This is a genomic window from Mycobacterium sp. NGS27 (genome assembly GCF_059813005.1).
On record NZ_JCALDT010000001.1, the window covers coordinates 246,891 to 269,080 of the forward strand.

Sequence of the window (22,190 nt, forward strand, 5' to 3'; positions counted from 1 at the left end):
TCTCAGCCGACGGCGGCCTGATGCGCCGTCTGCCCCGGGGTGGGCAACAAGCCCAGATGCTCGCGCAACGTGTGGCCGCGGTATTCGGTACGGAAGCTGCCCCGCTCCTGCAGCAGCGGGACCACCCTGTCTACGAACTCGTCGAGGCCGTGCGGCGTCAGGTGCGGCACCAGGATGAAGCCGTCGCAGGCATCCGACTGCACATAGCGATCGATCTCCTCGGCCACCTGCGCCGGAGTCCCGACGAACTGCTGGCGGCTGGTCACTTCGATGATCAACTCGCGGATCGACAGGTGCTCGGCTTCGGCTCGGGCGCGCCAGGTTTCGGCGACCTTCCGGGGGTCGCCGTGCCGGACCCGCCCCCGGGTGATGTTCGGGTTCTCCACGGGCTCGACGGCCGGCAGCGGCCCGTCGGGGTCGTAAGACGAAAGGTCCACACCCCACACCTGCTCGAGGAACGCGATCGCGGTCGGACCGCTGACCTGCTGCTCGCGGATATGACGGGCGTTGTCCTGCGCATCGGCGGGGGTGTCGCCCAGCGCGAACGTCGCGCCGGGCAGCACCTTGAGCTGGTTGGGGTCCCGCCCATAGGCCGCGGCACGGCCCTTCACGTCGGCGTAGTAGCGCTGGCCCGCCTCGAGCGACCCGTGCAGCGTGAACAGGGCGTCGGCGTGCTTGGCGCCGAAGTCGCGACCGTCGTCGGAGTCGCCGGCCTGCAGGAGCACCGGATGGCCTTGCGGTCCGGCGGGCAGCGAGGCGACGCCGCGGACGCGGAATTGCGGACCGTCGTGTTCGATGCTTCCGATGAGGGCCGGATCCGCATAGACTCCGGCGTCGACGTCGGCGGCCACTGCCTCGGGCGCCCAGCTGTCCCAGAACCGCCGCGCCACGGCGATGAACTCCTCGGCTCTGCGATAGCGGTCAGCATGGGCGAGAAACCCGCCGCGCCGGAAGTTCTCCCCGGTGAACGCATCCGAGGAGGTGACCATGTTCCAGGCCGACCGCCCGTCGGACAGGTGGTCCAGCGTCGCGAATTGCCTTGCCACCTCGTAGGGTTCGTTGAACGTGGTGTTGATGGTGCCGGCGAGGCCGAGGTGGTCGGTGACCGCGGCGAGCGCGGCCAGCACCGTGAAGGTGTCCGGCCTGCCGACGACGTCGAGGTCGTGAATTTTGCCGCGATGCTCACGCAGCCGCAGGCCCTCGGCTAGGAAGAAGAAGTCGAACAGTCCCCGTTCGGCTGACTTCGCCAGGTGCACAAACGATTCGAACGCGATTTGGCTACCCGCGCTCGGATCGGACCACACCGTGGTGTTGTTCACCCCTGGAAAGTGCGCACCCAAATGAATCTGCTTGCGGCGCCCAGCTTCTCGAACGATCATCCGGTCAATCCCCATCGTTTCGCGATCAGTTCATGCGAGCGCAACCGGTCGACATGCCGGTGCGTCACGGAGGTGATCACCAGTTCGTCGGCATCGGTGACCCGGCGCAGCAGGTCGAGCCGATCGGCGACCTCGTCCGGATTGCCGACGAATTGTGTTGCGGTGCGGTCTGCCACCAACGCCTGCTCGTCCTCGGTCAAGGGTTGGCAGAAGTCGGGATCCGGGTAGGGGATGGCGCCGTGCCCACTGCGGATGGAATGCACCCAGCGACCGTAACCGGACGCGAGGTGGCGTGCGGTCGCGCTGTCCTCGGCGACCACGACGTCGGCCGAGACCACGACATACGGCTCGGATAGCCGGGCGGACGGTCGGAATGCGTTGCGGTACGCGGTGATCGCATCGATCGCGGTGCCCGGGGTGATGTGGTAACTCGCGACGAACGGAAGCCCACGCGCACCGGCCACTTCGGCGCTCTGGCCCTTGGTGCTGCCGAAGATCCATGGCGTCAACTGGGCGTGCTCGCCCGGGACGACGTGCAGTTCATGGCCATTGACGGTATAGGTGCCGTCCAGCATCGCCTCGATGTCTGCCAGCTGGTCGGCGAAGTCCGGGGGTTGCGCGCACGGTTGAGCGAGGACGGAGCCCTGAGCCCGGATCCGGTCGCTTTTCATCAGCGGCGTCTGGTCGAAGGGCGCGGGGATCACAACCCCGGCTACCTCACGCCAGGGCGTGGGCGCACGTTCGGATACGGCCGGAGACGAGGTGGCCGCCTCTTGGCGCCGCTGCCCGGACCGGCCCAGCCCCATGTCGATGCGGCCGGGATAAAGCGCGTCGAGGATGCCGAAGCTCTCCACCACGGCAACTGCCGTCGTGTGGCCCACCTGTACCGCCGCCGACCCGACGTGGATTCGTTCTGTGGCCGCGGCGATTTGGCCGATCAGCGTCACGGGTGACGAGCTGGCCACCGCGACGAAGTGGTGCTCGGCGAGCCAGTAGCGCCGGTAGCCCCAGCGCTCGGCGTGCTGGGCCAGGTCGATGGTGTTGCGCAGTGCCGTCGCGGCGTCGCTGCCGGCGCTGATGGGTGCGAGGTCGAGGATCGACAGGGGAGTGACGGTCATGACGGGACCGCCGCGTAGCGGTTCGGCGCCGGCGCCAGACCCAGGCGTTCGCGCAGTGTTTCGCCGTCGCGGTAGCCGCTGCGGAACCGGCCGGCGTGCTGCAGTCGCGGCACCAGGTCGTCGACGATTGCGGGCAGGTCGACGGCGTTGATCGCGGGCCGCAGCCGCACCCCGTCTACCCCGGCGTCCTGCCAGGCGAGCAGGAGCTCCGCCAGATCGCTTGTGTTGCCGGTGAATACGTGCGCGTCGGACGAGAGGGCCGCCGCCGGTGCCAACGGGTCGTCGGCCAGCGACACCACCAGATCGGCGTAGACCAGGATCCTCCGGCCCGCGGCGCGCTGCGCGAGGCCGACCTCGGCCACGATCGCACGCAGCGAGCGCTCGTCGCGCGGGGTGATGAAGACCAGGTCAGCGTTCGCGGCGGCGAAATGGTAGTCGGCGTGTGCCAGCGCCGTCACCACCGGTTGGCCCTGAGGCGGCCGCGGGGTGATCGACGGTCCCTTGACCGAGAAGTATTTTCCGGCGAAGTCAATGTAATGCAGCTTGTCGCGGTCTATGTAGCGGCCGGTTGCAACGTCACGGATGACGGCGTCGTCCTCCCAGCTGTCCCAGAGACGGCGCACCACCTCGACGGCGTCGGACGCTTCGTCGAACAGTGCGTCGCCGTCGGGGGCGGGCCGCCTGCCGAACAGCGCCGCTTCGTGCGCCGTCGGGCTTACCCGAATCTGCCAGCCAGCGCGGCCATGCGAGATATGGTCCAGTGTCGCAATCGCTTTCGAGACGTGGAACGGCTCGGTGTGTGTGACCGTCGCGACGGGAATCAAGCCGATGTGTCGGGTGGCCGGCGCGATCCGGGCGGCCACCAGCGTGGCATCGGCGCGTCCCGCCAGGCGCCGCGGGGAGATTTCGGCACGGTGCCCGGGTTGTGCGTCCAGGCTGTCGTCGATGGTGAGGAAGTCCAGCAGTCCACGTTCGGCGGTGGCGGCCAGCGCGGCCCAATAGCGACCGCTGAGTTGGCCGCCACCGGTCGCGTTGTGCGCGAACGCGTATCGCCACGCCTGGGGGTGCCAACCGTAGCCATCCAGCCCCACCGCCAGATGCAGCTCGGTCATGGGTGCTCCTGGAAAGTCACACCGTCACGCAGCGTGGTCATAACTCACTGTGCAACGCTGCGGGCGGCGATGCATTCCACGGGCGCGTTATGTTCAGCGTGAGTAATACTTCGCCGAGCTCAAGGACGCCGAACGCGGCGAGCACGGTTCGGTGCAGGCTGGCCAATACCGCCCATCAGACCGTGTTGAGCTGAGCCATCTTTCAGATGGAGAAATCCTCGCCATGCCAGACACCGGCTTCCGGCGGCCTGATGACGTGATTGGTTTGGGAGCCGTCCGCTTGGGCTTCGAGTCGGGTCACGCGGGTCAGCAGCGATTGCAGGCTGACGCCGACGAGGTCCGGCATCATCGAGTCGTCCGGGCTGCCTGGACGGCTGCGGCTGATGACCTGTCCGGGCACCCCGATGACCACGGAGCTCGACGGAACCTCCTTGACCACCACGGCATTGGCGCCGATGCGGCTGTCGTCGCCGACTTTGATCGCGCCCAGAATCTTGGCTCCGGCGCCGATGATCACCCGGTCACCGATGGTGGGGTGTCGTTTTCCGGTGTCCCTGCCGCTGCCGCCGAGCGTGACGCCGTGGTAGAGGGTCACGTCCTCGCCCACCTCGGCGGTCTCACCGATCACCACACCGGTCGCGTGGTCGATGAACAGGCCGGGGCCCAGGACGGCACCGGGATGGATTTCGACGCCGGTCAGAATCCGGGTGATTTCGGCGGTGATACGCGCGGCCAGCTTTGCACCGCGCCGCCACAGCCAGTGGTTGATGCGGTGGCACCAGATGGCGTGCACGCCCGGGTAGGCGAAGACCACCTGCAGCGTGGTCGGAGCGGCCGGATCGCGCTCCTTGGCCGCCCGGATGTCCCGTCGTATGGCTTCGAGCACGATTAATCTGCCAGGTCGGCGAACAACGGCGTGCTGAGGTACCGCTCGCCGAAGTCGGGTAGCACCACGACGACGAGCTTCCCAGCGTTCTCGGGCCTGCGGGCCACCTGCAGCGCGGCGACCACCGCCGCCCCCGAAGAGATTCCGACCAGCAATCCCTCCTCGGCGGCCAGCCGCCGGGCCAGGGTCATGGACTCCTCGTTGCCGACGGCGATCACCTCATCGACCAGATCCATCGCGAGCACGGGCGGGACGAACCCGGCGCCCAGGCCCTGGATGGGGTGCGGCCCTTTCTGCCCGCCGGACAGCACCGGCGACCCGGCCGGCTCCACGGCGACGAATTGTGCTGAAGGCTTGCGTTCCTTGATCACCTGCGCCACGCCGGTGATGGTGCCGCCGGTGCCCACACCGGCGACGAAGATGTCGACCTTGCCGTCGGTGTCGCGCCACACTTCCTCCGCGGTGGTGGCGCGGTGGATCGCGGGGTTGGCCTTGTTCTCGAATTGCTGTGGCACGAAATACCGTTGGTCGCTTTTGGCCAGTTCCTCGGCCTTGGCGATAGCGCCCGGCATGCCCTCGGAGCCGGGCGTCAAGACGATCTCGGCGCCCAAGGCGCGCAACAACATTCGTCGCTCGACGCTCATGGTCTCGGGCATGGTCAGCACGCAGCGGTAGCCACGGGCCGCGGCCACCAGCGCCAGGGCGATGCCGGTGTTCCCGCTCGTCGGCTCGAGAATGATCGTGTCCGGCTTGATGAGGCCCGCCTGTTCGGCCGCGTCGATCATCGCGACGCCGATGCGGTCCTTGACGCTGTTGCCCGGGTTGAAGTACTCCAGCTTGGCGACGACGTCGGCGACCGCACCTTCGGTGACCCGGTTGAGCCGGACCAGCGGGGTGTTACCGATCAGTTGCGTGACGTTCTCCGCGATGCTCATCTACCTATTGTCTCCAACGACGTAGGACCAGGCCTGGGCCTGCCAGCTAATATCGAACTCTATGTTCATCTCGGCGGGGATGGCTAGCGCCACCGGGTTGATGCGCTGCTACGCCTCGCCCGTGAGCACGCGTCCGCGCAGATCGCAAACTGTTTCCGCGCCGCCGGGGACCCGAGGAATTCAACAACAACAGCAACAGCAGTCCACGGCAAGGTAGCGCGACGGGACAAAGCGCGGTTGTGCGGGGCGTTGCATGTCACCACTATAGGGCATCGGGCCTGGTCGGTCGTTTGGCTCGGCCCGGCTATAGACCTCTGGCCAGGACTTATTCCGTCTTCATGCGGCGCGGGCCCCGGCGGCGGTGGGCGGGAGGTCACCTGGTCGCGACGCCGCCCAGGGGCCGTCGCGTAGACAGCGGGACGCCCCGTTGCGCAGCCGTTTGCCGAACGCGGCCAGCCGGGCGGAGAGCGCGACGCGGTTGCGCGCCGACCCTTAGGCTGCTGCGCCCCAGCCGAATACGCGTGACGTCAGCAACACGATGCCGAGCGAGACGGTGGCGACGACGGTGAGCCCGATGACCGCGACCACGAGCGGACGCCAACCGGTGCGCGCGATCTGACGCATATCGGTGTTGAGCCCCACGCCGGCAAAGGTCAGCAGAAACGCCCATTTCGACACGTTGGCGAGGTTGGCGGTTTGGCCCTTGGTCAGCCAGCCCGCGGTGGCGATCGCCGACACCACCAGGAAACCGAGCACGAATTTCGGGAACTTGTTCCAGATGAACGCGGCCTTGGCCGTGGCGCCCCGCGCGATTTCGTCGGCTTGCCCCCGAGCCGCCCAAAACAGCGCGAAGCCCAGCACCACGAACCCGATCAGCGCGTTGCGGGTCGACTTCACCAGCACCGCGATCTTGCCGGCATGGTCGGAGTAAAGGTATCCGGTGGCGGTGGTTTCGGCGGTGTTGTCCACGGAAAGCCCTGCCCACAAACCGAATTCGTGGTCGCTCAGACCGATCGCATGTCCTAGGGGCGGCAACACGAACAGTGACACCGCTCCCAGTGCCAGGATCGCGGCGATCGCGTAGCTGACGTCGGAGTTGCGGGCCCGGATCGCGCCCTTGGCCGCCACGATTGCCGACACCCCGCAGATGGACGTGCCGATGGCCAACAGCGAGCCCAGCTTGCCCGATAACCCGAACGCGCGGGCCACCACGATGATGATCGTTCCGGCGATGGTCATGTCCACCAGGATCTGCACCAGGCTGATTCCGCCGAGTTTGGCGATGTCGCCCAGCACGAATCGCGAGCCGAGCGCCACGATCCCGGCCTTGAGCCAGAATTCGTAGGTCAGCACACCGGGACGAAAGATCCGGTGCAGGCCAATGGTGTTGGTGATGAGCAGCCCAATCACGATCGCCCACAACACGTATTCGATGTCGGGCACGGTCCAGTGCTCGTGCTTGGCCAGGGCGTTCCACCAGATCTGGGCGTACTTGCCCAACACCCCGACGCCGATCAGGAGCAGGACGCCGGGTACATAGTCGAGCGGACGGGTGCTGGTGAACGTGGCTTCGGCCGACGTCTCGTCGGGCCGCATTTGAACGGTGCTCACGGCGGTCACCAGGGAATCTTCGGGAGCACGTCGGCCACGGCCAACGCGACGATCACGCCCGCCACCGCGGTCGCCCACCAGTCCACCGACACCGAACCGAGCCGGGCGGCCCAGTCCGGGCCCGGCCGGGCGTCGGGGTCGTCGATTGGCACGTCTTCACCCACGATGATCTCTCCTCAGCGCCGATGGCGGCGTCCGTCGGCGGCACCCGTTGAGTGTGGTGTCCGCCGCCGCTGAATCCAAGTGATTGGCTCGGGCTGAATTTAGCTATGCCGCTCGATCAGGTTGGCAGGCCGAGCTTCTCGGCGTCGGCACGGTAGCGGTCCACCCATTCGTCGGAGCGTTGGTCGGCCTGGCGCTCCAACACCGGATCGGGCGCCAGCTGTGGGTCCAGCCCCAGAGCCTCGAGAATGGATCCCACCACCTGGGTCAGGTTGCGCCACAACACCGGATACGAAATGTCCATGGGCTTGATGTCTTCTTCGGCGAACCAGTTTCGCCAGCCCTCTTCTTGCGCGCGCAGCATGCTGACCACGTGGGCGATCGCCCCGGCGTGATAGGTGGCGCGCGCGTCGCGCACCGGGTCGGGCCTGCCTCGCCAGACCCGCGTCTGCACGGCTCGCCAGAACGACACCGCCTGTGAGATCACATCGGGCCGGTAGACGTGGATCAGCAGCGGCTGCTCGCCCACCACATCGGTGATCGCCGCCAACAGGCCCTCGCCGCTTCGATCCGGCAGGTTCTTGGCACGGGCCAGCAGCAGCGGCGTCTGATTCCACATCAGCTTGCCGCCCCACACCCCGTTCGGTGTGCGTCCGACCGTACGAATGTAGGCACGCCAGATCTCGGGGGGTGCCAGGTCCGGCGTCCCGACGTCCAGCGGATCGAGCAGGCTCAGGATCGACTCGTCCTCGACGCCCGCGAACCACTCCCGCGGCTGCGGGGACTGGCTGGTGGAGGGGAGGTATTGAAAAAACTCCTGTGGCTCGCCGGCCACGCCGGTGGCGCGCAGCGACTCGACGAGCAGTGTGCTGCCGCTGCGCTGCGACGCCAACACCAGATATGACGACGGCCTACTTGTCACCGGCAGAGTGTATCCAGAACCTTCAATCCTTAGCCGGGGTAGCGCGATTACGGTCAGGCTGACGCAAACCCTTGTATCGAAACGGACTTACCCGAACTGTGGCGTTCGGCGACGACAGCCGAACGGGACGGTGGCCGTGGATGCTCATCTGGTTTCGGAGCGGACGGAACGCCGCGCACGCGGTGAATGCCGTGGATCCTGGAAAAGTGCTGCGCCACTGATTATTTCGGCCGGATGCCCGGAATCTCCCGAAGGGCTGTCCCACCGCCTGCGTGCCCCACCGATCGTGCGCAGGTCCGACCGCCGGCCGCTGCTGGCCGGCCGCCGCATCGGGCCCGGTGCGAACCATCACGCAGGCTAACGGCCTGCCGATCTCCGTGGGCGATAGCAATATCGACCGAGGCTCGGGGCGCGTTACCCAGATTTCCTCGTGTTGATTGCAAACCTGACGCCGAGCGTCGGTTTGCTTGTACATTGCCTCATCTAGTGCGCTCGAACAGAAGCGGCGCAGGTAAACAGTGCCGTTGCGCTTTTAGGGCCGGCGAATTACGAACGCATAAGCGCTGTTACGAAAATGGGGGTCGGGTTGAGCCAACGACCGCCATTGGGTTGGGTAAGCGGCGTGAACGCGGCGACCCTCGCGAAGCCCATGAATGCGCTGGGCCAATTCTTTCTGCTCAGCGCCGAGGCATTGGTGGCGGCGGTGCGCGGGCCCTGGGCGTGGCGTGAAGTCCTCGAGCAGATTTGGTTCGTCGCCCGCGTTTCCATCTTTCCGACCATCATGTTGTCCATTCCGTACACGGTGCTCATCGTGTTCGTCCTCAACATCCTGCTCGTGGAAATCGGTGCGGGCGATCTCTCGGGTGCCGGTGCGGGGCTGGCCTCGGTGACCCAGGTCGGACCCGTCGTCACGGCGATGGTCGTCTCGGGTGCCGGGTCGACGGCCATGTGCGCGGACCTGGGTGCGCGCACCATTCGCGAGGAAATCGACGCGATGAAGGTGATCGGCGTCAATCCTGTTCAGGCGCTGGTGGTTCCGCGCATCATCGCGGCGACGTTCGTTGCGGTCCTGCTGTACTCGGTGGTGGCGGTGACCGGGTTGACCGGCAGCTACATCTTCGTGGTATTCGTCCAGCACGTCACGCCCGGTGCGTTCATCGCCGGAATGACATTGGTCACCGGGCTGCCGCAGGTGGTGATCTCGCTGATCAAGGCGACCCTGTTCGGGCTGTCGGCCGGACTGATCGCCTGCTACAAGGGCTTGTCGGTGGGCGGTGGCCCGACCGGCGTCGGTAACGCGGTGAACGAGACCGTCGTCTTCTCGTTCATGGCTTTGTTCTTCATCAACATTTTGACCACCGCGCTCGGGGTGAAGGTGACGGCCAAATGACCGATGCAGCGCGCGAGCCGTCGTGGTTCGTCACCCTCGGCCCCCGGCTGACGGATTCCACCCGCAAGCTGGGCGAGCAGACCGCGTTCTACGGGCGATCGCTGACCGCCACCGTCGATGCGATACGGCGTTACCCGGGAGAACTGCTGCGGCTGATCGCCGAGATGGGCATGGGCACAGGCGCATTGGCCGTCATCGGGGGCACGGTCGGCATCATCGGCTTTCTCACACTGACCACCGGCGCCCTCGTCGCGGTGCAGGGCTACGACACGCTGTCCAACATCGGCGTCGAAGCGTTGACCGGGTTCCTCTCGGCGTTCTTGAACGTCCGGATGATCGCACCCTGCACCGCCGGTCTGGCGCTGGCCGCCACGATCGGTGCCGGAGCGACCGCGCAACTGGGCGCGATGCGCATCAACGAGGAGATCGACGCGCTGGAAGTCATGGGCATCCGTGCGGTCACCTATCTGGCGTCCACCCGGATCATTGCCGGCATCCTGGTCGTCATTCCGCTCTACGCCGTCGCGGTCCTGATGTCGTTCGTCGCGGCGAAGTTCCTCACCATCTACGTGTACGGGCAGTCGCGCGGCGTCTACGAGCATTACTTCGCAACCTTTTTGCGCCCCACCGACCTGTTCTGGTCGTTCTTGGCGGCGCTCACCATGGCGGCCGGCGTGATGGTGGTGCACACCTACTATGGCTTCACCGCTACAGGTGGCCCGGCGGGCGTCGGGGAAGCGGTTGGGCGGTCTGTGCGGTCATCGATGATCGTCACGGCGTTCGTGTGCCTGATGATCTCGCTGTCCGTCTATGGGCAGTCCGGCAACTTCAACCTGTCGGGATGACCGGATGAGCAATCACAGGGTCGACGGGTCATCCCAGCGAAACAGGACCCGCAGCAGCAAGATTGACCCGATATGGTGGGCTCCCACGCTGTTCATCCTGATCGGCGGTCTGATCGCGCTGACCGCCGCCTCGTTCTCGGGAAAACTCCAAACTTTCGTCCCGCTCACGCTGGTGTCGGACCGTGCCGGGCTGGTGATGGAGGACGGAGCCAAAGTTAAGCTGCGCGGTGTCCAGGTCGGCCAGGTCGCGTCGATCGGCACCGACGTGAAAACGGCTCGGCTGCAGCTGAAGATACAACCGGACGCCTTCAGGTATCTGCCGAGCAACCTCGAGGCCGAGATCAAGTCGACCACCGCGTTCGGCTCCAAATACGTCGATCTGATCGTTCCCGACCATCCCAGCGCCACGTCGCTGAAGCCCGGCGCGCTGCTGCGCTCACGCAATGTCACCGTGGAAGTCAACACGGTGTTCGAGAATCTGCAGTCGGTGGTCCAGGCCCTCGACCCGGCCAAGCTGAACTCGATTTTGTCGGCATTCGCGCAATCGGTGCGCGGCAAGGGCGATCGAATCGGACAGGCGATCACCGATGCGAATAACGTACTTCTCGCAGTCAATCCGCGCATGGACACCATCGGCAAGGACTGGCGGTTGTTCGGCAAAACCACCGCCATCTATTCCGATGCGGCACAGAACATCTTGTCCATCCTGGATTCCGCGACGACGACCAGCACGACCATCACGGACGACCAGCGCTCGCTGGACTCGTTGTTGCTGTCGGCGATCGGCTTCAGCCAGACCGGGATCAACGTGATCGGCCGCAACGAATCGAACATCGTGCGGTCCATGAACCTGCTCGACCCGACCATGGCCCTGTTGGCGAAATACTCGCCGACCTACACGTGCCTTTTCCAGGGTGCGCAATGGTACGTCGACCACGGTGGCCGAGACGCGCTGGGCGGCAATGGCTATTCCGTGATCCTGGATTCTGCCCTGCTTTTCGGCGACGACCCATACCGCTTTCCGAAGCACTTGCCGAAGGTCAACGCGACCGGTGGCCCGGGCGGCAGGCCCAGCTGCGGTTCGCTACCCGATCCCAGCGCGAACTTTCCGGTGCGCGCGCTGGTCACCGATACCGGCTGGGGGGCGGCCCCGAACGAGATCCGCACCAACGTGGCCGCGGGTAATCCGTGGTGGGCCAACTGGTTCCCGACCACCAAGAACCCGCCGGAAGCGCCGCGCTACTTCTGGCGCGGGGGACAGCCGCCGCCATGAGAAGAAAGCTCTCCAGCATCATCCTGCGGGTCGGGATCTTCACCGCGGTCTGCCTGCTGTTCACCTTCGCGCTGATCGCGGTGTTCGGTCAGTTGCGCTTCGAGGACCGCACGGACTACCGCGCGAACTTCACCAACATCTCCGGCCTGAAGTCCGGCAACTTCGTGCGCATCGCCGGGGTGGAAGTCGGCAAGGTCGGCAATCTCGATCTGCATCGGGACGGCACCGTCACCGTCGATTTCGCTGTGGACAAGGGCGTGCGCCTCAGCGAGGGCACCAAGGCCGTCGTGCGCTATGAGAATCTGATCGGTGATCGCTACCTCGCTCTCGAGGAGACCCCGGGCTCGCCGCGCCGGCTGCCGCCCGGGGCGACCATTCCGCTGGCACGGACATCGCCCGCGCTCGACCTCGACGCACTGATAGGTGGTTTCCGCCCGTTGTTCCGCGCGCTGGACCCCGATCAGGTCAACGCCCTGTCCGGCCAACTGCTGCAGATCTTCCAGGGGCAGGGCGGAACCCTGGCATCGGTGCTGTCGCAAACCTCCATCTTGACCTCGACCCTGGCCGGGCGCAGCGAGCTGATCGGCCAGCTGATCACCAACCTGAACACCGTCCTGCACACCTTCGCCACGCGCGACCACGAGTTCTCCGATGGCGTGGACAAGCTGGCCCAGCTGGTAGACGGTCTGGCGCAGCGAAGGAACGACATCTCCACCGGCCTCGCCTACATCAATGCGGCGGCGGGCTCGATCACCGATCTGCTCGCCCAGTCCCGCCAGCCGATCAAAGACGTTGTGCACGAGACGGATCGGGTGTCAGGTCAGGTTCTCTCCGACAAAGAGTACGTCGACAAACTCCTCAAGGATCTCCCGGACATCTACCAAGTGCTCGCCCGGCAGGGCCTGAACGGCGACTACTTCGGCTTCTATTTCTGCGAGGTATTGCTCAAGCTGAACGGTAAGGGCGGCAACCCGATCTTCGTCAAACTGTTGGGTCAGCCCAGTGGGCGGTGCACGCCGCAATGAACAGACGACCCAAGGTGAAATCGGCAGGCCGGCAAAGCCCATTCGTGCTGGGTGTGATGGGAACCGTCATCCTGGCCTGCGTGACCGTCGTCGCCTTCCAGTACAACAAACTGCCGTTCATCAAGAACACCGACGACTACGCGGCATACTTCTCCGAGGCCGGTGGCATCAAACCTGGTAATACCGTTCGGGTTTCGGGCATGGGCGTCGGCCGGGTCTCCGACCTTCGCCTGGAGGGCACCAAGGTCCGGATCGGCTTCACCGTGCGCAAGGGTGTCGAGTTGGGCGACCGCACCGAGGCGGCGATCAAAACCGAAACGATCCTGGGTGCCAAGATGCTCGAGCTGACTCCGCGTGGCAACGGGCAACTGTCGGGCACCATCCCACTGGAACGCACCACCTCGCCGTATGAACTGCCCGACGCGCTGGGCGATTTGACGACCACCATCAGCGGCCTGGATACCGCCCAACTGTCCTCGGCCCTCACGACGTTGGCCAACACGCTCAGAGAGACCCCGTCCAACGTCCGGCCCGCGTTGGAGGGTGTCGCCCGGTTCTCCGACACCCTCAACGGTCGCGACGCGCAGCTGCGCAGCCTCCTGGGCAATGCCAACAAGGTGTCGACGGTGCTGGGCAAGCGCAGCCAGCAGATCGCCGGCCTGGTCGCGAACTCCAACGCTTTGTTGGCCGCGCTACTCGACGAGCGAGATTCGCTGGACGCCCTGATGAACAACCTCACGGCGGTTTCGCACCAGATCTCCGGTCTGGTCAACGACAACCGGACCCAGCTCAAGCCCGCCCTCGACAAACTCAACGGTGTGCTGGAGATCCTCGACAACCGCAAGGAAGACATTCAGAAGACGCTGCCCAAGTTCAAGCGCTATGCGATGTCCTTCGGCGAATGCCTGGGATCTGGACCGTTTTTCAAGGCCTACGTGGCCAACCTGGTCCCCGGCCAGATCGGTGGCCCGATACTCGATGCGGACATGTACGACCGGTTCTTGGACCCCAACCAGAAGCTGCCGTCGGAGGCGGTCGACCCGCCCACCGGCACCCCGCCCGTGCCGCCGGAGAACGCTCCGGTGCCGCTGTGGTCCCAGCCGCCGTCACCCCCGCCGTCCACCCCGCCCGTCCGCACCATTCCGCCGCCCTCGCCGCACGATTTCGATTCGCCATGAACATCAGTCGAGGAGCCCTGCGCACAGCAACCGCCGCCAGCCTGATCCTGACGCTGGCCGTGGCGTCGTTCCTGGTCGGCAACAAGCTGTGGAAGGACGTCGAAAAGAATACGTATTCTGCCTATTTCGCGGAGGCCAATGGCTTGTTCGTCGGCGACGAGATCCGCATCCTCGGGGTCGCCGTCGGCGTGGTCGACAAGATCGAGCCCCAGCCGGCCAGCTCCAAGGTGACGTTCTCGGTCGACAAGCAGTATTCGATTCCGGCAGGTGCCCGCGCCGCCATCCTGTCGCCGTCGCTGGTGACCTCGCGGGCAATTCAGCTGGTCCCGGCGTACTCCGGCGGCCCCAAGTTGAGCGCCGGCTCCTCGATCCCACTGAGCCGCACCGCGGTTCCGGTGGAATGGGATGACTTCCGCAAGCAGCTGGAGAAGCTGACCGATGCGCTGCAGCCCAGCACGCCGGGCGGCGTCAACTCCGTCGGCGAGTTCATCGACTCGACGGCCGACAATGTGCGCGGCCAGGGAGACACCGCTCGCGACACCGTGATCAAGCTGTCCGAGGCGATCTCGGCGCTCGGTGACCACGCCGACGACATTTTCAGCACCGTCCGCAACCTGCAGCTCCTGGTGTCCGCACTGTATTCCAGCAGCGATCTGCTGGCCTCGTTCAACCAGAACCTGGCGAGCGTGACGACGCTGCTGTCGAACACTCCCAACGAAGTCGGCAACGCGCTGAAGTCGCTGGACACCGCGCTCACGGATGTGCGTGACTTCCTGGCCGAGAACCGTGAAGCGGCGGGTGTCACGTTCGACCGGTTGGGTTCCATCACAACGGCACTCAACGACAGCCGTGGCGATATCAAACAGATCCTGCACATCGCGCCGACGGTGTTCCAGAATTTCCTGAACATCTACCAGCCTGCGCAGAGCGCGATGACCGGCATCTTGGCGCTGAACAACTTCGCCGATATCCCGCAGTTCATCTGCAGCTCGATCGAGGCGGCGTCGCGGGCCCGCCTGGCCCGGGTGTCGAAACTGTGCCTGCAGTACCTCAACCCGATCATCAAAAACCGCATCTACAACTACATCCCGGCGGGAATCAACCCGTTCGTCGGAACGCAGGCCCGGCCCAGCGAGATCACCTACAGCGAGGACTGGCTGCGGCCCGGATACACGCCCCCGGCCGGCGCGCCCGCGCCGCCCGATGGTTCCCCGCCGCCGCCCCCGGAGCAGCCGGCGCTCGCCGACCAGCCGTCACCCGCCGACCAGACGCCGCCCGCCGAGGCGCCGCCCGCGAACACGACGTCCAACTCGATCCAGGTGCTGCAGAACCTGATGCTTCCGACGGGGCCATCATGAGGCGCGCGCTAGCCATTGCCCTCGGCCTGGTATGCGTTGCGGCCCTGTCGGGGTGCGGCTGGCGCGGCCTGAATTCGTTCAGGCTGCCCGGCACCGCGGGCGGGGGTCCGGGCTCGTACACGATTCAGGCACAGATGCCTGATGTGGTCACCATCCAGGAGAACACCCGGGTCCGGGTCGACGACGTCAACGTCGGCAATGTCACCAAGATCGAGCTACAAGATTGGCATGCGTTGGTAACCATGCGGATCAATGGCGATGTGCACCTGCCGGCCAATTCGACCGCCAAGCTCGGACAGACCAGCCTGCTCGGTTCGATGCACATCGAGCTGGCGCCGCCCAAGGACGAGCGGCCGGTCGGCCAACTCAGAGCGGGGTCGGTCATCCCGCTGTCGCGCGCGAGTCTGTATCCCACCACCGAGCAGACGTTGGCGTCGGTGTCAATCCTGCTCAACGGAGGGGGGATCGGCCAGCTGCAGGAGATCACGCAGGCGGTGGCCAAGGCGTTCGCCGGCCGTGAGAACGACATGCGCAGCCTGCTGAATCAAATCGACGAGTTCATCGCCCGCACCAACGACCAGACCGACGACATCATCGCCGCCGCCGAGAACCTCAACGCTCTGGCAGGCCAGGCCGCCGCCAACGACGGCGTCGTCGACAAAGCGTTGACGTCCGTGCCCAAAGCGCTGGACGTGTTGGCCAGGGAGCGCGCGAAGATCGCCGACACGATCGATCAGGTCGGCAAGTTCAGCGCGATCGCCGCCGACACCATTCACCAGAGCAGGGAATCGCTGGTGAACAATCTGCGCAACATCGCACCCGTGCTGCGGTCGCTCGCCGACGCCGGGCCCTCCCTCACCAAAGGATTGGACGGGCTGGCGACCTACCCGTGGCCGGCATCCACCGTGCGGAACTGGTTCCGCGGCGACTACGCCAACCTCACGCTGGTCGTCGATTTGACGTTGAGCCGCATCGATCAAGGGCTGTTCACCGGGTCGCGATGGGAAGGCAACCTCACCCAGCTCGAACTCCAGTGGGGCCGCACCATCGGCATGCAGCCGAGCCCGGTCACCGGGGGCAACCCACTGACCTATCCGTACCATTTCGGGGGATACTGAATGCTGCGGTTGAATCGGCGGACGTGGATCCAGTTGTCGATACTGACGCTGGTAACCATTGTGTCCTGTGGCGCAATGGCATTCAACTTCATGAAGCTGCCCGCCACGTTGTTCGGAATCGGGGAGTACAAGGTCACGGTTGACCTGCCGCAATCGGGTGGCCTCTACGAGACGTCGGTGGTCACCTACCGCGGCACCGACGTGGGACAGGTGAAGTCGGTCGGCGTCACCGCGACCGGGGTGCGCGCCGTGCTGGCTTTGAGGTCGGGGGTCAAAGTGCCCTCCGAGGTGCAGGCGTCGGTGCACAGCCGGTCGGCGATCGGCGAGCAGTACATCGAGCTCACGCCGCAGCCGGGCAAGGACGGCCAACCTTCCCGGGCACTGCGTGACGGCGACGTCATCACCGCCGGGCATGTCGACGTTCCCGTCGACATCGGGCGCCTGCTCGACATGACCAACCGTGCGCTGCAAGCAATTCCGCGGGACAACCTGCGCACGGTGATCGACGAGACCAACCGCGCGGTCGGCGGCCTCGGACCGGAACTGTCCCGCATCGTCGATGGGTCGACCGCGCTGGCCGTCGCGGGCGGCCGGACCATCGACCCGCTTGCCGCCCTGATCGACCAGTCGCCGCCGGTACTCAACTCTCAGGTGCGGACCTCGGATGCGATCGCCGCGTGGGCCGGTCACACCGCGGCGGTCATGGCGCAGTTCAAGGCGCAGGATGCCGCGGTACGAGATCTGTTGACGCAAGGCACTTCCGGCATCGAGGAAGGTCGCGCGATGCTGGATCGCGTGGCGCCGGCACTGCCGGTGCTGTTCGCCAATCTGGTGAGCCTCGGCGACATCGCCGTCGTCTACCGCCACGACATCGAACAGCTCCTGGTGTTGCTGCCGCAGGGCATCGCGGCCATGGCGGCGATCATCGTGCCGAGCTCGAACACCAAGCAGGAGTACCGGGGCGCCCAGCTGGACTTCAACCTCAACCTCAACCTGCCGCCGCCATGCACGACGGGATACCTGCCGCCGGCGCAGCGGCGCTCACCGGCCAGCGTCGATGCGCCGGACCGGCCGGCCGCGGACCTGTTTTGCCGGGTACCGCAGGACTCGGAGTTCAATGTCCGTGGCGTGCGCAACATTCCATGTGAGAGCAAGCCGTGGAAGCGGGCGCCCACCGTCGAACTGTGCGAAAGCGATGAGGAGTACGTGCCGCTCAACGACGGCTACAACTGGAAAGGCGACCCCAATGCCACCACCAGCGGTCAGGGCGTCCCGCTATACCCGCCGGGCCAGGATCCGCGGCTACCACCGCCGCGGGGCACCGCGCCACCGCCCGCGCCCGTAGCGGTGGCGACCTACGACCCCGCCACCGGTGAATACATCGGCCCGGACGGGCGTCACTACACCGAGTCGGACCTGGCGCACCCCCGCGCCAAGAGCTGGCAATCACTTCTCGTCCCGCAACCCTAGAGTTTGAAGGAGCACCATGGCGGACAAACCCCCGGCGGATGAAAACGTCGACGAATCAACGGAACTCGAGGCCGCCGAGGACCTCGACGCGGCCGAAACCGAAGGGGCTGAAAAGCTTTACACCGCAGACGGTGACGGTCTCCAGGGGCCAGCCGCGGGCCGGCTCGCGCGGTGGCGCGAGTCTATCCGAGGGCAGCGGCTTTCGCGCACCGGATCGGCCCTGGTGGCCGGCAGCCTCATTGTGGCGACCCTGGCCGGCCTGAGTGGGTGGCTCGGCTACCGCGCCTTTCAGAAGCACGAGACCCAGGCGCGGCAGAACTTGTACGTCGCCACCGCCCGTCAGGGCGCGGTGAACCTCACCACGATCAACTACACCCAGGTCGACGCCGACGTGCAGCGAATCCTCGACCTGGCCACCGGTGCGTTCCGGGACGACTTCGAGCAGCGGGCCAAGCCGTTCGAAGAGGTCGTCAAGGCGGCGCAATCGAAATCAGAAGGGACGGTTACCGATGCCGGACTGGAATCCCAACGCGGCGACTCCGCCCAGGTCCTGGTGGCGGTCGCGGTGAAGTCGCGCACCGCCGGGGGCGAGGAGGCGCCGCGGGAATGGCGCATGCGAATCGAGGTCCGATCGGTCGGCGATGACGCCAAAGTCTCCAACGTGGTGTTCGTGCCATGACGACATTGAAGGACGACGTGAACGTCGACACAGCAGCCGAGGAACCCGACTCGGCAACCGAAGTGGCGCAACAGGAATCGGATGCCGCCGAGTCGTCCGCCGAGGTGCGGCCCGAGCCCAAGAGCGCAAAACGCCACATCGCGTGGTCACGGGTCTTCGCCTACGGGATCTTGCCGGCGCTCGCATTGGCGTTGACGGTTGGCGCGGGGTACCTCAAGTGGTCGGCGGGGGCAGCCGGCCATCTCGCACAAGCCCGGACCGAATCGGTGCAGGCAGCCCGCGACGACACGGTCGCGTTGCTGACCTATCACGCCGACACGGTGGACAAGGATCTCGCCGCGGCGCGCGAACGGCTGACCGGCGAGTTCAAGGACGCCTACGGCGAGCTTACCCGCCAGGTCGTGGTGCCCGGTGCAAAAGAGAAACACATCTCTTCGGTGGCCAAAGCCAATGCGGCAGCCAGTGTTTCGGCGACCGAGAACCACGCCGTGGCCCTGGTTTATGTCGACCAGACGGTGACCATCGGTGCGGGCGCTCCCACCGACACCCAGCCCGTCGTGCGGGTGACCCTGGACAAGGTCGACGGCCGGTGGCTGGTGTCGCGTTTCGAGCCCACGTAATCCGGGGGTCGGCCATGGAACTATCGGTGCGCCGTTGCGCGGCCGCCGGCGTTATCCTCCTGGGTACGGCCGTTGTTGCGGTTCCGGTCGCGCGGGCCGACAACAAGCGGCTCAACAGCGCGGTCGTCTCCGCCGTCTACACCCTGCAGCACCAGGCGGGCTGCACGAATGACGTCATCAGGAACAATGCCCTCACCCTGGCCGCCGAATGGCACGCCGAAGACATGATGAACAATCGAAACATCAACGGCGACATCGGTTCCGACGGCTCCACGCCGCAGGACCGCGCCAACGCCGCCGGCTTTCGCGGCAGGGCCGCCGAAACGGTGGCCATCAACCCGGCGATCGCCATCAACAGCCTGGAACTGGTCAACCAGTGGTACTACAATCCCGACGACATGGCGATCATCCGCGACTGCGCCAACACCACCATCGGGGTGTGGTCGGACAACAGCATTGACCGCACCGTCGTGGTGGCGGTGTACGGGCAGCCGGACGCGCCCAAGCGTTGAGCGGCGACCGCCTAGTGACTGCCCAGTCGAGACAGAACCGTCTCGGCATCCAGCGTTGCTCCGCGGTTGTACGGCAATTTGGAGAGCATCGTCGCCATCGCGCAGGTGTTGGATAGCGCGGCGTAGGTCAAGCCCCCGCCGATGCCGGCGGCCAGCCATTTGAGTCGCGGGACGACGATGCTTCCGAGGACGGACGAAAGCACGACCGATCCCGCGACGAGGCGTACCTGGCGCTCGAGGTCCCATCGCTGGGCGCCACGATCGACCGAAAAGCCTTGGCTCTCCCAGTCCAGGATTCCGTTCTGCAGCACGCGGCCGCCGTTCAATCCCGCGGTCCGCAAGAGGTTTTGGGCCTTGGTGGAGCGTTGTCCGGAACGGCATACCAGGACGGCTTCCCGATCGCCACCCAATAGCCGAGCGACCTCACGGGAGTGTGCGTCCAGTACGTCAAGGGGCACGTTATAGGACCCGGGTATGTGTGACGTCTCGAACTCCGCGGGTGTCCGAACGTCGACGATGCGCAGAGCGGTAGAAGATTCGAGCCGCTCGTGCAGCTCGGCCGACGTGATGGCGTCAGCGGTCGGTGCGCTCATGGCGTTTCCTCTCGTCGTGGGCGCCGCTGCACCCGTGATGGCAGGCCCTTTCAATCACTGACCTGGGTGATGTCCAGTTTTTCGGCGTTGTCGTAGTCGTCGTCGATGAGCACGACGCGGCGTCGATGCCGGTCGAGCAGAGCCGCCGCGATCGACGCCCGGTATCCGCTGGCACAGTGGATCCACAGCTCGCGGTTTTCGGGGAGTTCGTCGAGGCGCTCCGGCAGCTCGTGCAGCGCGATGTTGACCGCATCGCGCACGTGGCTGTCGTCGAATTCGTGTGGCTGGCGAACATCGACCACCGTGACCGCGCGTGTGTCGAGGGCGTCGACGAGGTCCTCGAAGGATGCGACCCGGTAACTGGCCAGCGTCGCGCCGCCGGCCAGCGCGCGTATGTCGCCGGTGGCGCTGCCGGTGAGGCGATCGACGCCGATGCGGGCGAGCTCGCGCTGAGCGTCGGCGACTTGCCCGGCGTCTTCACCGATCAACGTCAGCGGTGCGCCCCAGCTGTACAGCCACCCGAGGTAGTTCACGAAAGACCCCGACAGCTCGAATCCGTAGCTGCCGGGCAGGTGCCCCGCTGCGAACGCCGTTCGGTTGCGAAGGTCGACCACCCATTCGCCGGCATCGATCCGGTGCCGAAGCTCTTGCGCGTCCACCGGTTTGGGCCGGGAAGAGGTCCGCAGCTTCGGGGCCGGCCCTGTTGATGACGCCCATGTGCGCGTAGTAGGCGGGATACGCAGCAAGACCGGCCAGCAGCTCGCCGACGTATTCCTGTTCGTCCTTGGTCAGCGCCGGATTACTCAGGCGTTGTTCGCCGATGGTGGAGGCGTCACCGTCGGGCGGCGTCGCCGAACAGAAACTACCGAATCCGTGGGTGGGGTAGATTGCGGTCTCCGAAGGCAGCTCAGCAGCGAGGCGTCGCACCGAATGGTATTGCCGCCGAGCCAATTCCTCGGTGTGGTCGTCGCCGACCAGGTCCGTTCTGCCGGTGCTACCAAACAGCAGCGACCCGCCCGTGAAGACGCCGACGGTGTCCCCGGAATCCCCGCGCAGCACATAGCTGACGTGATGGTGGGTGTGTCCCGGGGTGAACAACGCTTGCAGATGAATTCCGCCGGTGTCTATCCGGTCGCCATCCTCAACTGCGCGGCGGTCAAAGTGGACGTCTTCGCCTGCGGGAACGACGTATTGGGCGCCGGTAGCTTTGGCCAGTGCCAGGCCGCCGGTCACATAGTCGCTGTGGATGTGGGTTTCCAGCACATGGGTGATGCGCAGGTCTTTAGTCAGCGCGAGCACCCGATCGATGTCTCGTTGCGGATCCACCGCGACGGCAACCTCTCCGTCGCTGATGAGATAGCTGCGGTCGCCCAAGCCCGACGTTTCGATGATCGCCACGTTCACCATGGTTTCGAAACCTTTGATGGGTACGCGGCGGCGTGGCGGCGGCTTCGACTCGTGGCAATCGGCATGTTTTCTAGTACCCGGAACGCGGATTGCTCGCCGTCTGTCGAGCCGGCGACGACCCCGGCAGGAGGACAGGTGGATCGGGTCAGCGCAGCTCGGCGCACCCGAAAGCTATGGCGGCGAAGCAGTAAGGGATTTCAACCTCGGTGATTTTTTGCGTCGGCCGCGTCGCGCGGCAATGTCGACGCCTTGAGGTGAGAAGCGTCGTTATCCGCTGGCGAGCGATTCGTCCTCGGCGGTCTCGCAGACGCATACGTGGGCATCCTGTCGCCACGGCCCGAATTGCGTACCGCGCTTGCGCAGCAGGTGCTGCTTGTAGACCTTGTCGCGCTGACCCTGGGAGAACGCGAAATCCAGGTTGACGGGCAGGCCCGCCCAGTCGCAGTGGTCACCGACGGGTTCCCCGGCGATGCCGGCGTACCGCAGTCGGCATTGCAGCGGGCAGCCGTTCGTGAAGACCCGATCGGGTCCATCAGACTCCCGAGCCACGATGACGTCACTCCTTCAGGCGCGCGACCTTGTGACTGAATCGTGCGA

Annotated in this window: 21 protein-coding genes and 1 pseudogene; 11 read left to right on the forward strand and 11 right to left on the reverse strand. The window is 65.9% G+C overall.

What is annotated here, in order from left to right:
• Positions 1-2 precede the first annotated feature (2 nt).
• The 8 genes from AC5Y30_RS01035 to stf0 form a co-directional block, all read right to left on the reverse strand.
• Positions 3-1,379: an NtaA/DmoA family FMN-dependent monooxygenase gene (locus AC5Y30_RS01035; RefSeq protein WP_499915536.1), complete on the reverse strand. Its 1,377-nt coding sequence runs from the start codon at positions 1,377-1,379 to the stop codon at positions 3-5.
• Positions 1,376-2,497 carry an LLM class flavin-dependent oxidoreductase gene (locus AC5Y30_RS01040; RefSeq protein WP_499915538.1) on the reverse strand — a complete coding sequence of 374 codons (1,122 nt, stop codon included), beginning with the start codon at positions 2,495-2,497 and terminating at the stop codon, positions 1,376-1,378. Before AC5Y30_RS01040 ends, AC5Y30_RS01035 begins: the two co-directional genes overlap by 4 nt.
• The gene (locus AC5Y30_RS01045) at positions 2,494-3,609 is read right to left on the reverse strand and encodes an LLM class flavin-dependent oxidoreductase (RefSeq protein WP_499915539.1); all 1,116 of its coding nucleotides are present in this window, start codon (positions 3,607-3,609) and stop codon (positions 2,494-2,496) included. Before AC5Y30_RS01045 ends, AC5Y30_RS01040 begins: the two co-directional genes overlap by 4 nt.
• Before the next feature lie 202 nt (positions 3,610-3,811).
• Complete coding sequence (gene cysE, locus AC5Y30_RS01050; RefSeq protein WP_499915540.1) at positions 3,812-4,495, reverse strand: serine O-acetyltransferase; 684 nt, start codon at positions 4,493-4,495, stop codon at positions 3,812-3,814.
• A gap of 2 nt (positions 4,496-4,497) precedes the next feature.
• On the reverse strand, positions 4,498-5,430 hold the full coding sequence (gene cysK, locus AC5Y30_RS01055; RefSeq protein ID WP_499915542.1) for a cysteine synthase A: 933 nt from the start codon (positions 5,428-5,430) through the stop codon (positions 4,498-4,500).
• A 492-nt stretch (positions 5,431-5,922) separates the two neighbouring features.
• A complete protein-coding gene (locus AC5Y30_RS01060) occupies positions 5,923-7,026 on the reverse strand; it encodes a YeiH family protein (protein WP_499916699.1) in 1,104 nt (367 codons plus the stop codon).
• 20 nt (positions 7,027-7,046) lie between these two features.
• Positions 7,047-7,205: a hypothetical protein gene (locus AC5Y30_RS01065; RefSeq protein ID WP_499916797.1), complete on the reverse strand. Its 159-nt coding sequence runs from the start codon at positions 7,203-7,205 to the stop codon at positions 7,047-7,049.
• Positions 7,206-7,321: 116 nt separating this feature from the next.
• Positions 7,322-8,125 (reverse strand): trehalose 2-sulfotransferase, encoded by an 804-nt coding sequence (stf0, locus tag AC5Y30_RS01070; RefSeq protein WP_499915543.1) that lies wholly within the window; start codon positions 8,123-8,125, stop codon positions 7,322-7,324.
• 622 nt (positions 8,126-8,747) lie between these two features.
• Here stf0 and AC5Y30_RS01075 point away from each other — a divergent pair.
• The 11 genes from AC5Y30_RS01075 to AC5Y30_RS01125 are packed head-to-tail and all read left to right on the forward strand — an operon-like array spanning position 8,748 to position 19,593.
• Positions 8,748-9,515, forward strand: a complete 768-nt coding sequence (locus AC5Y30_RS01075; protein ID WP_499915545.1) for an MlaE family ABC transporter permease — start codon at positions 8,748-8,750, stop codon at positions 9,513-9,515.
• Positions 9,512-10,360, forward strand: coding sequence for an ABC transporter permease (locus AC5Y30_RS01080; RefSeq protein ID WP_499915546.1), 849 nt, complete (start codon positions 9,512-9,514; stop codon positions 10,358-10,360). The genes AC5Y30_RS01075 and AC5Y30_RS01080 overlap by 4 nt, the downstream gene beginning before the upstream one ends.
• A gap of 4 nt (positions 10,361-10,364) precedes the next feature.
• The gene (locus tag AC5Y30_RS01085) at positions 10,365-11,633 is read left to right on the forward strand and encodes an MCE family protein (RefSeq protein ID WP_499915547.1); all 1,269 of its coding nucleotides are present in this window, start codon (positions 10,365-10,367) and stop codon (positions 11,631-11,633) included.
• A complete protein-coding gene (locus AC5Y30_RS01090; protein ID WP_499915549.1) occupies positions 11,630-12,658 on the forward strand; it encodes an MCE family protein in 1,029 nt (342 codons plus the stop codon). The genes AC5Y30_RS01085 and AC5Y30_RS01090 overlap by 4 nt, the downstream gene beginning before the upstream one ends.
• Complete coding sequence (locus AC5Y30_RS01095) at positions 12,655-13,836, forward strand: MCE family protein (protein ID WP_499915550.1); 1,182 nt, start codon at positions 12,655-12,657, stop codon at positions 13,834-13,836. The genes AC5Y30_RS01090 and AC5Y30_RS01095 overlap by 4 nt, the downstream gene beginning before the upstream one ends.
• On the forward strand, positions 13,833-15,194 hold the full coding sequence (locus tag AC5Y30_RS01100) for an MCE family protein (protein ID WP_499915551.1): 1,362 nt from the start codon (positions 13,833-13,835) through the stop codon (positions 15,192-15,194). Before AC5Y30_RS01095 ends, AC5Y30_RS01100 begins: the two co-directional genes overlap by 4 nt.
• Positions 15,191-16,312 carry an MCE family protein gene (locus AC5Y30_RS01105; protein WP_499915553.1) on the forward strand — a complete coding sequence of 374 codons (1,122 nt, stop codon included), beginning with the start codon at positions 15,191-15,193 and terminating at the stop codon, positions 16,310-16,312. Before AC5Y30_RS01100 ends, AC5Y30_RS01105 begins: the two co-directional genes overlap by 4 nt.
• A complete protein-coding gene (locus AC5Y30_RS01110) occupies positions 16,313-17,782 on the forward strand; it encodes an MCE family protein (RefSeq protein ID WP_499915554.1) in 1,470 nt (489 codons plus the stop codon). It begins immediately after the preceding gene.
• 16 nt (positions 17,783-17,798) lie between these two features.
• A complete protein-coding gene (locus tag AC5Y30_RS01115; protein ID WP_499915556.1) occupies positions 17,799-18,461 on the forward strand; it encodes an Rv1363c family protein in 663 nt (220 codons plus the stop codon).
• Positions 18,458-19,081, forward strand: a complete 624-nt coding sequence (locus AC5Y30_RS01120; protein ID WP_499915558.1) for an Rv1363c family protein — start codon at positions 18,458-18,460, stop codon at positions 19,079-19,081. The genes AC5Y30_RS01115 and AC5Y30_RS01120 overlap by 4 nt, the downstream gene beginning before the upstream one ends.
• A 14-nt stretch (positions 19,082-19,095) precedes the next feature.
• A complete protein-coding gene (locus AC5Y30_RS01125) occupies positions 19,096-19,593 on the forward strand; it encodes a CAP domain-containing protein (RefSeq protein ID WP_499915559.1) in 498 nt (165 codons plus the stop codon).
• 11 nt (positions 19,594-19,604) lie between these two features.
• Here AC5Y30_RS01125 and AC5Y30_RS01130 read toward each other — a convergent pair whose 3' ends face one another.
• The 3 genes and pseudogenes from AC5Y30_RS01130 to AC5Y30_RS01140 form a co-directional block, all read right to left on the reverse strand.
• Positions 19,605-20,186 carry a rhodanese-like domain-containing protein gene (locus AC5Y30_RS01130; RefSeq protein WP_499915561.1) on the reverse strand — a complete coding sequence of 194 codons (582 nt, stop codon included), beginning with the start codon at positions 20,184-20,186 and terminating at the stop codon, positions 19,605-19,607.
• A gap of 50 nt (positions 20,187-20,236) precedes the next feature.
• Positions 20,237-21,590 (reverse strand): annotated as a pseudogene (locus AC5Y30_RS01135) (MBL fold metallo-hydrolase).
• A gap of 270 nt (positions 21,591-21,860) precedes the next feature.
• Entirely contained in the window at positions 21,861-22,142 is a 282-nt protein-coding gene (locus AC5Y30_RS01140; RefSeq protein WP_499915562.1) for a hypothetical protein, read from the reverse strand.
• Positions 22,143-22,190: the final 48 nt, after the last annotated feature.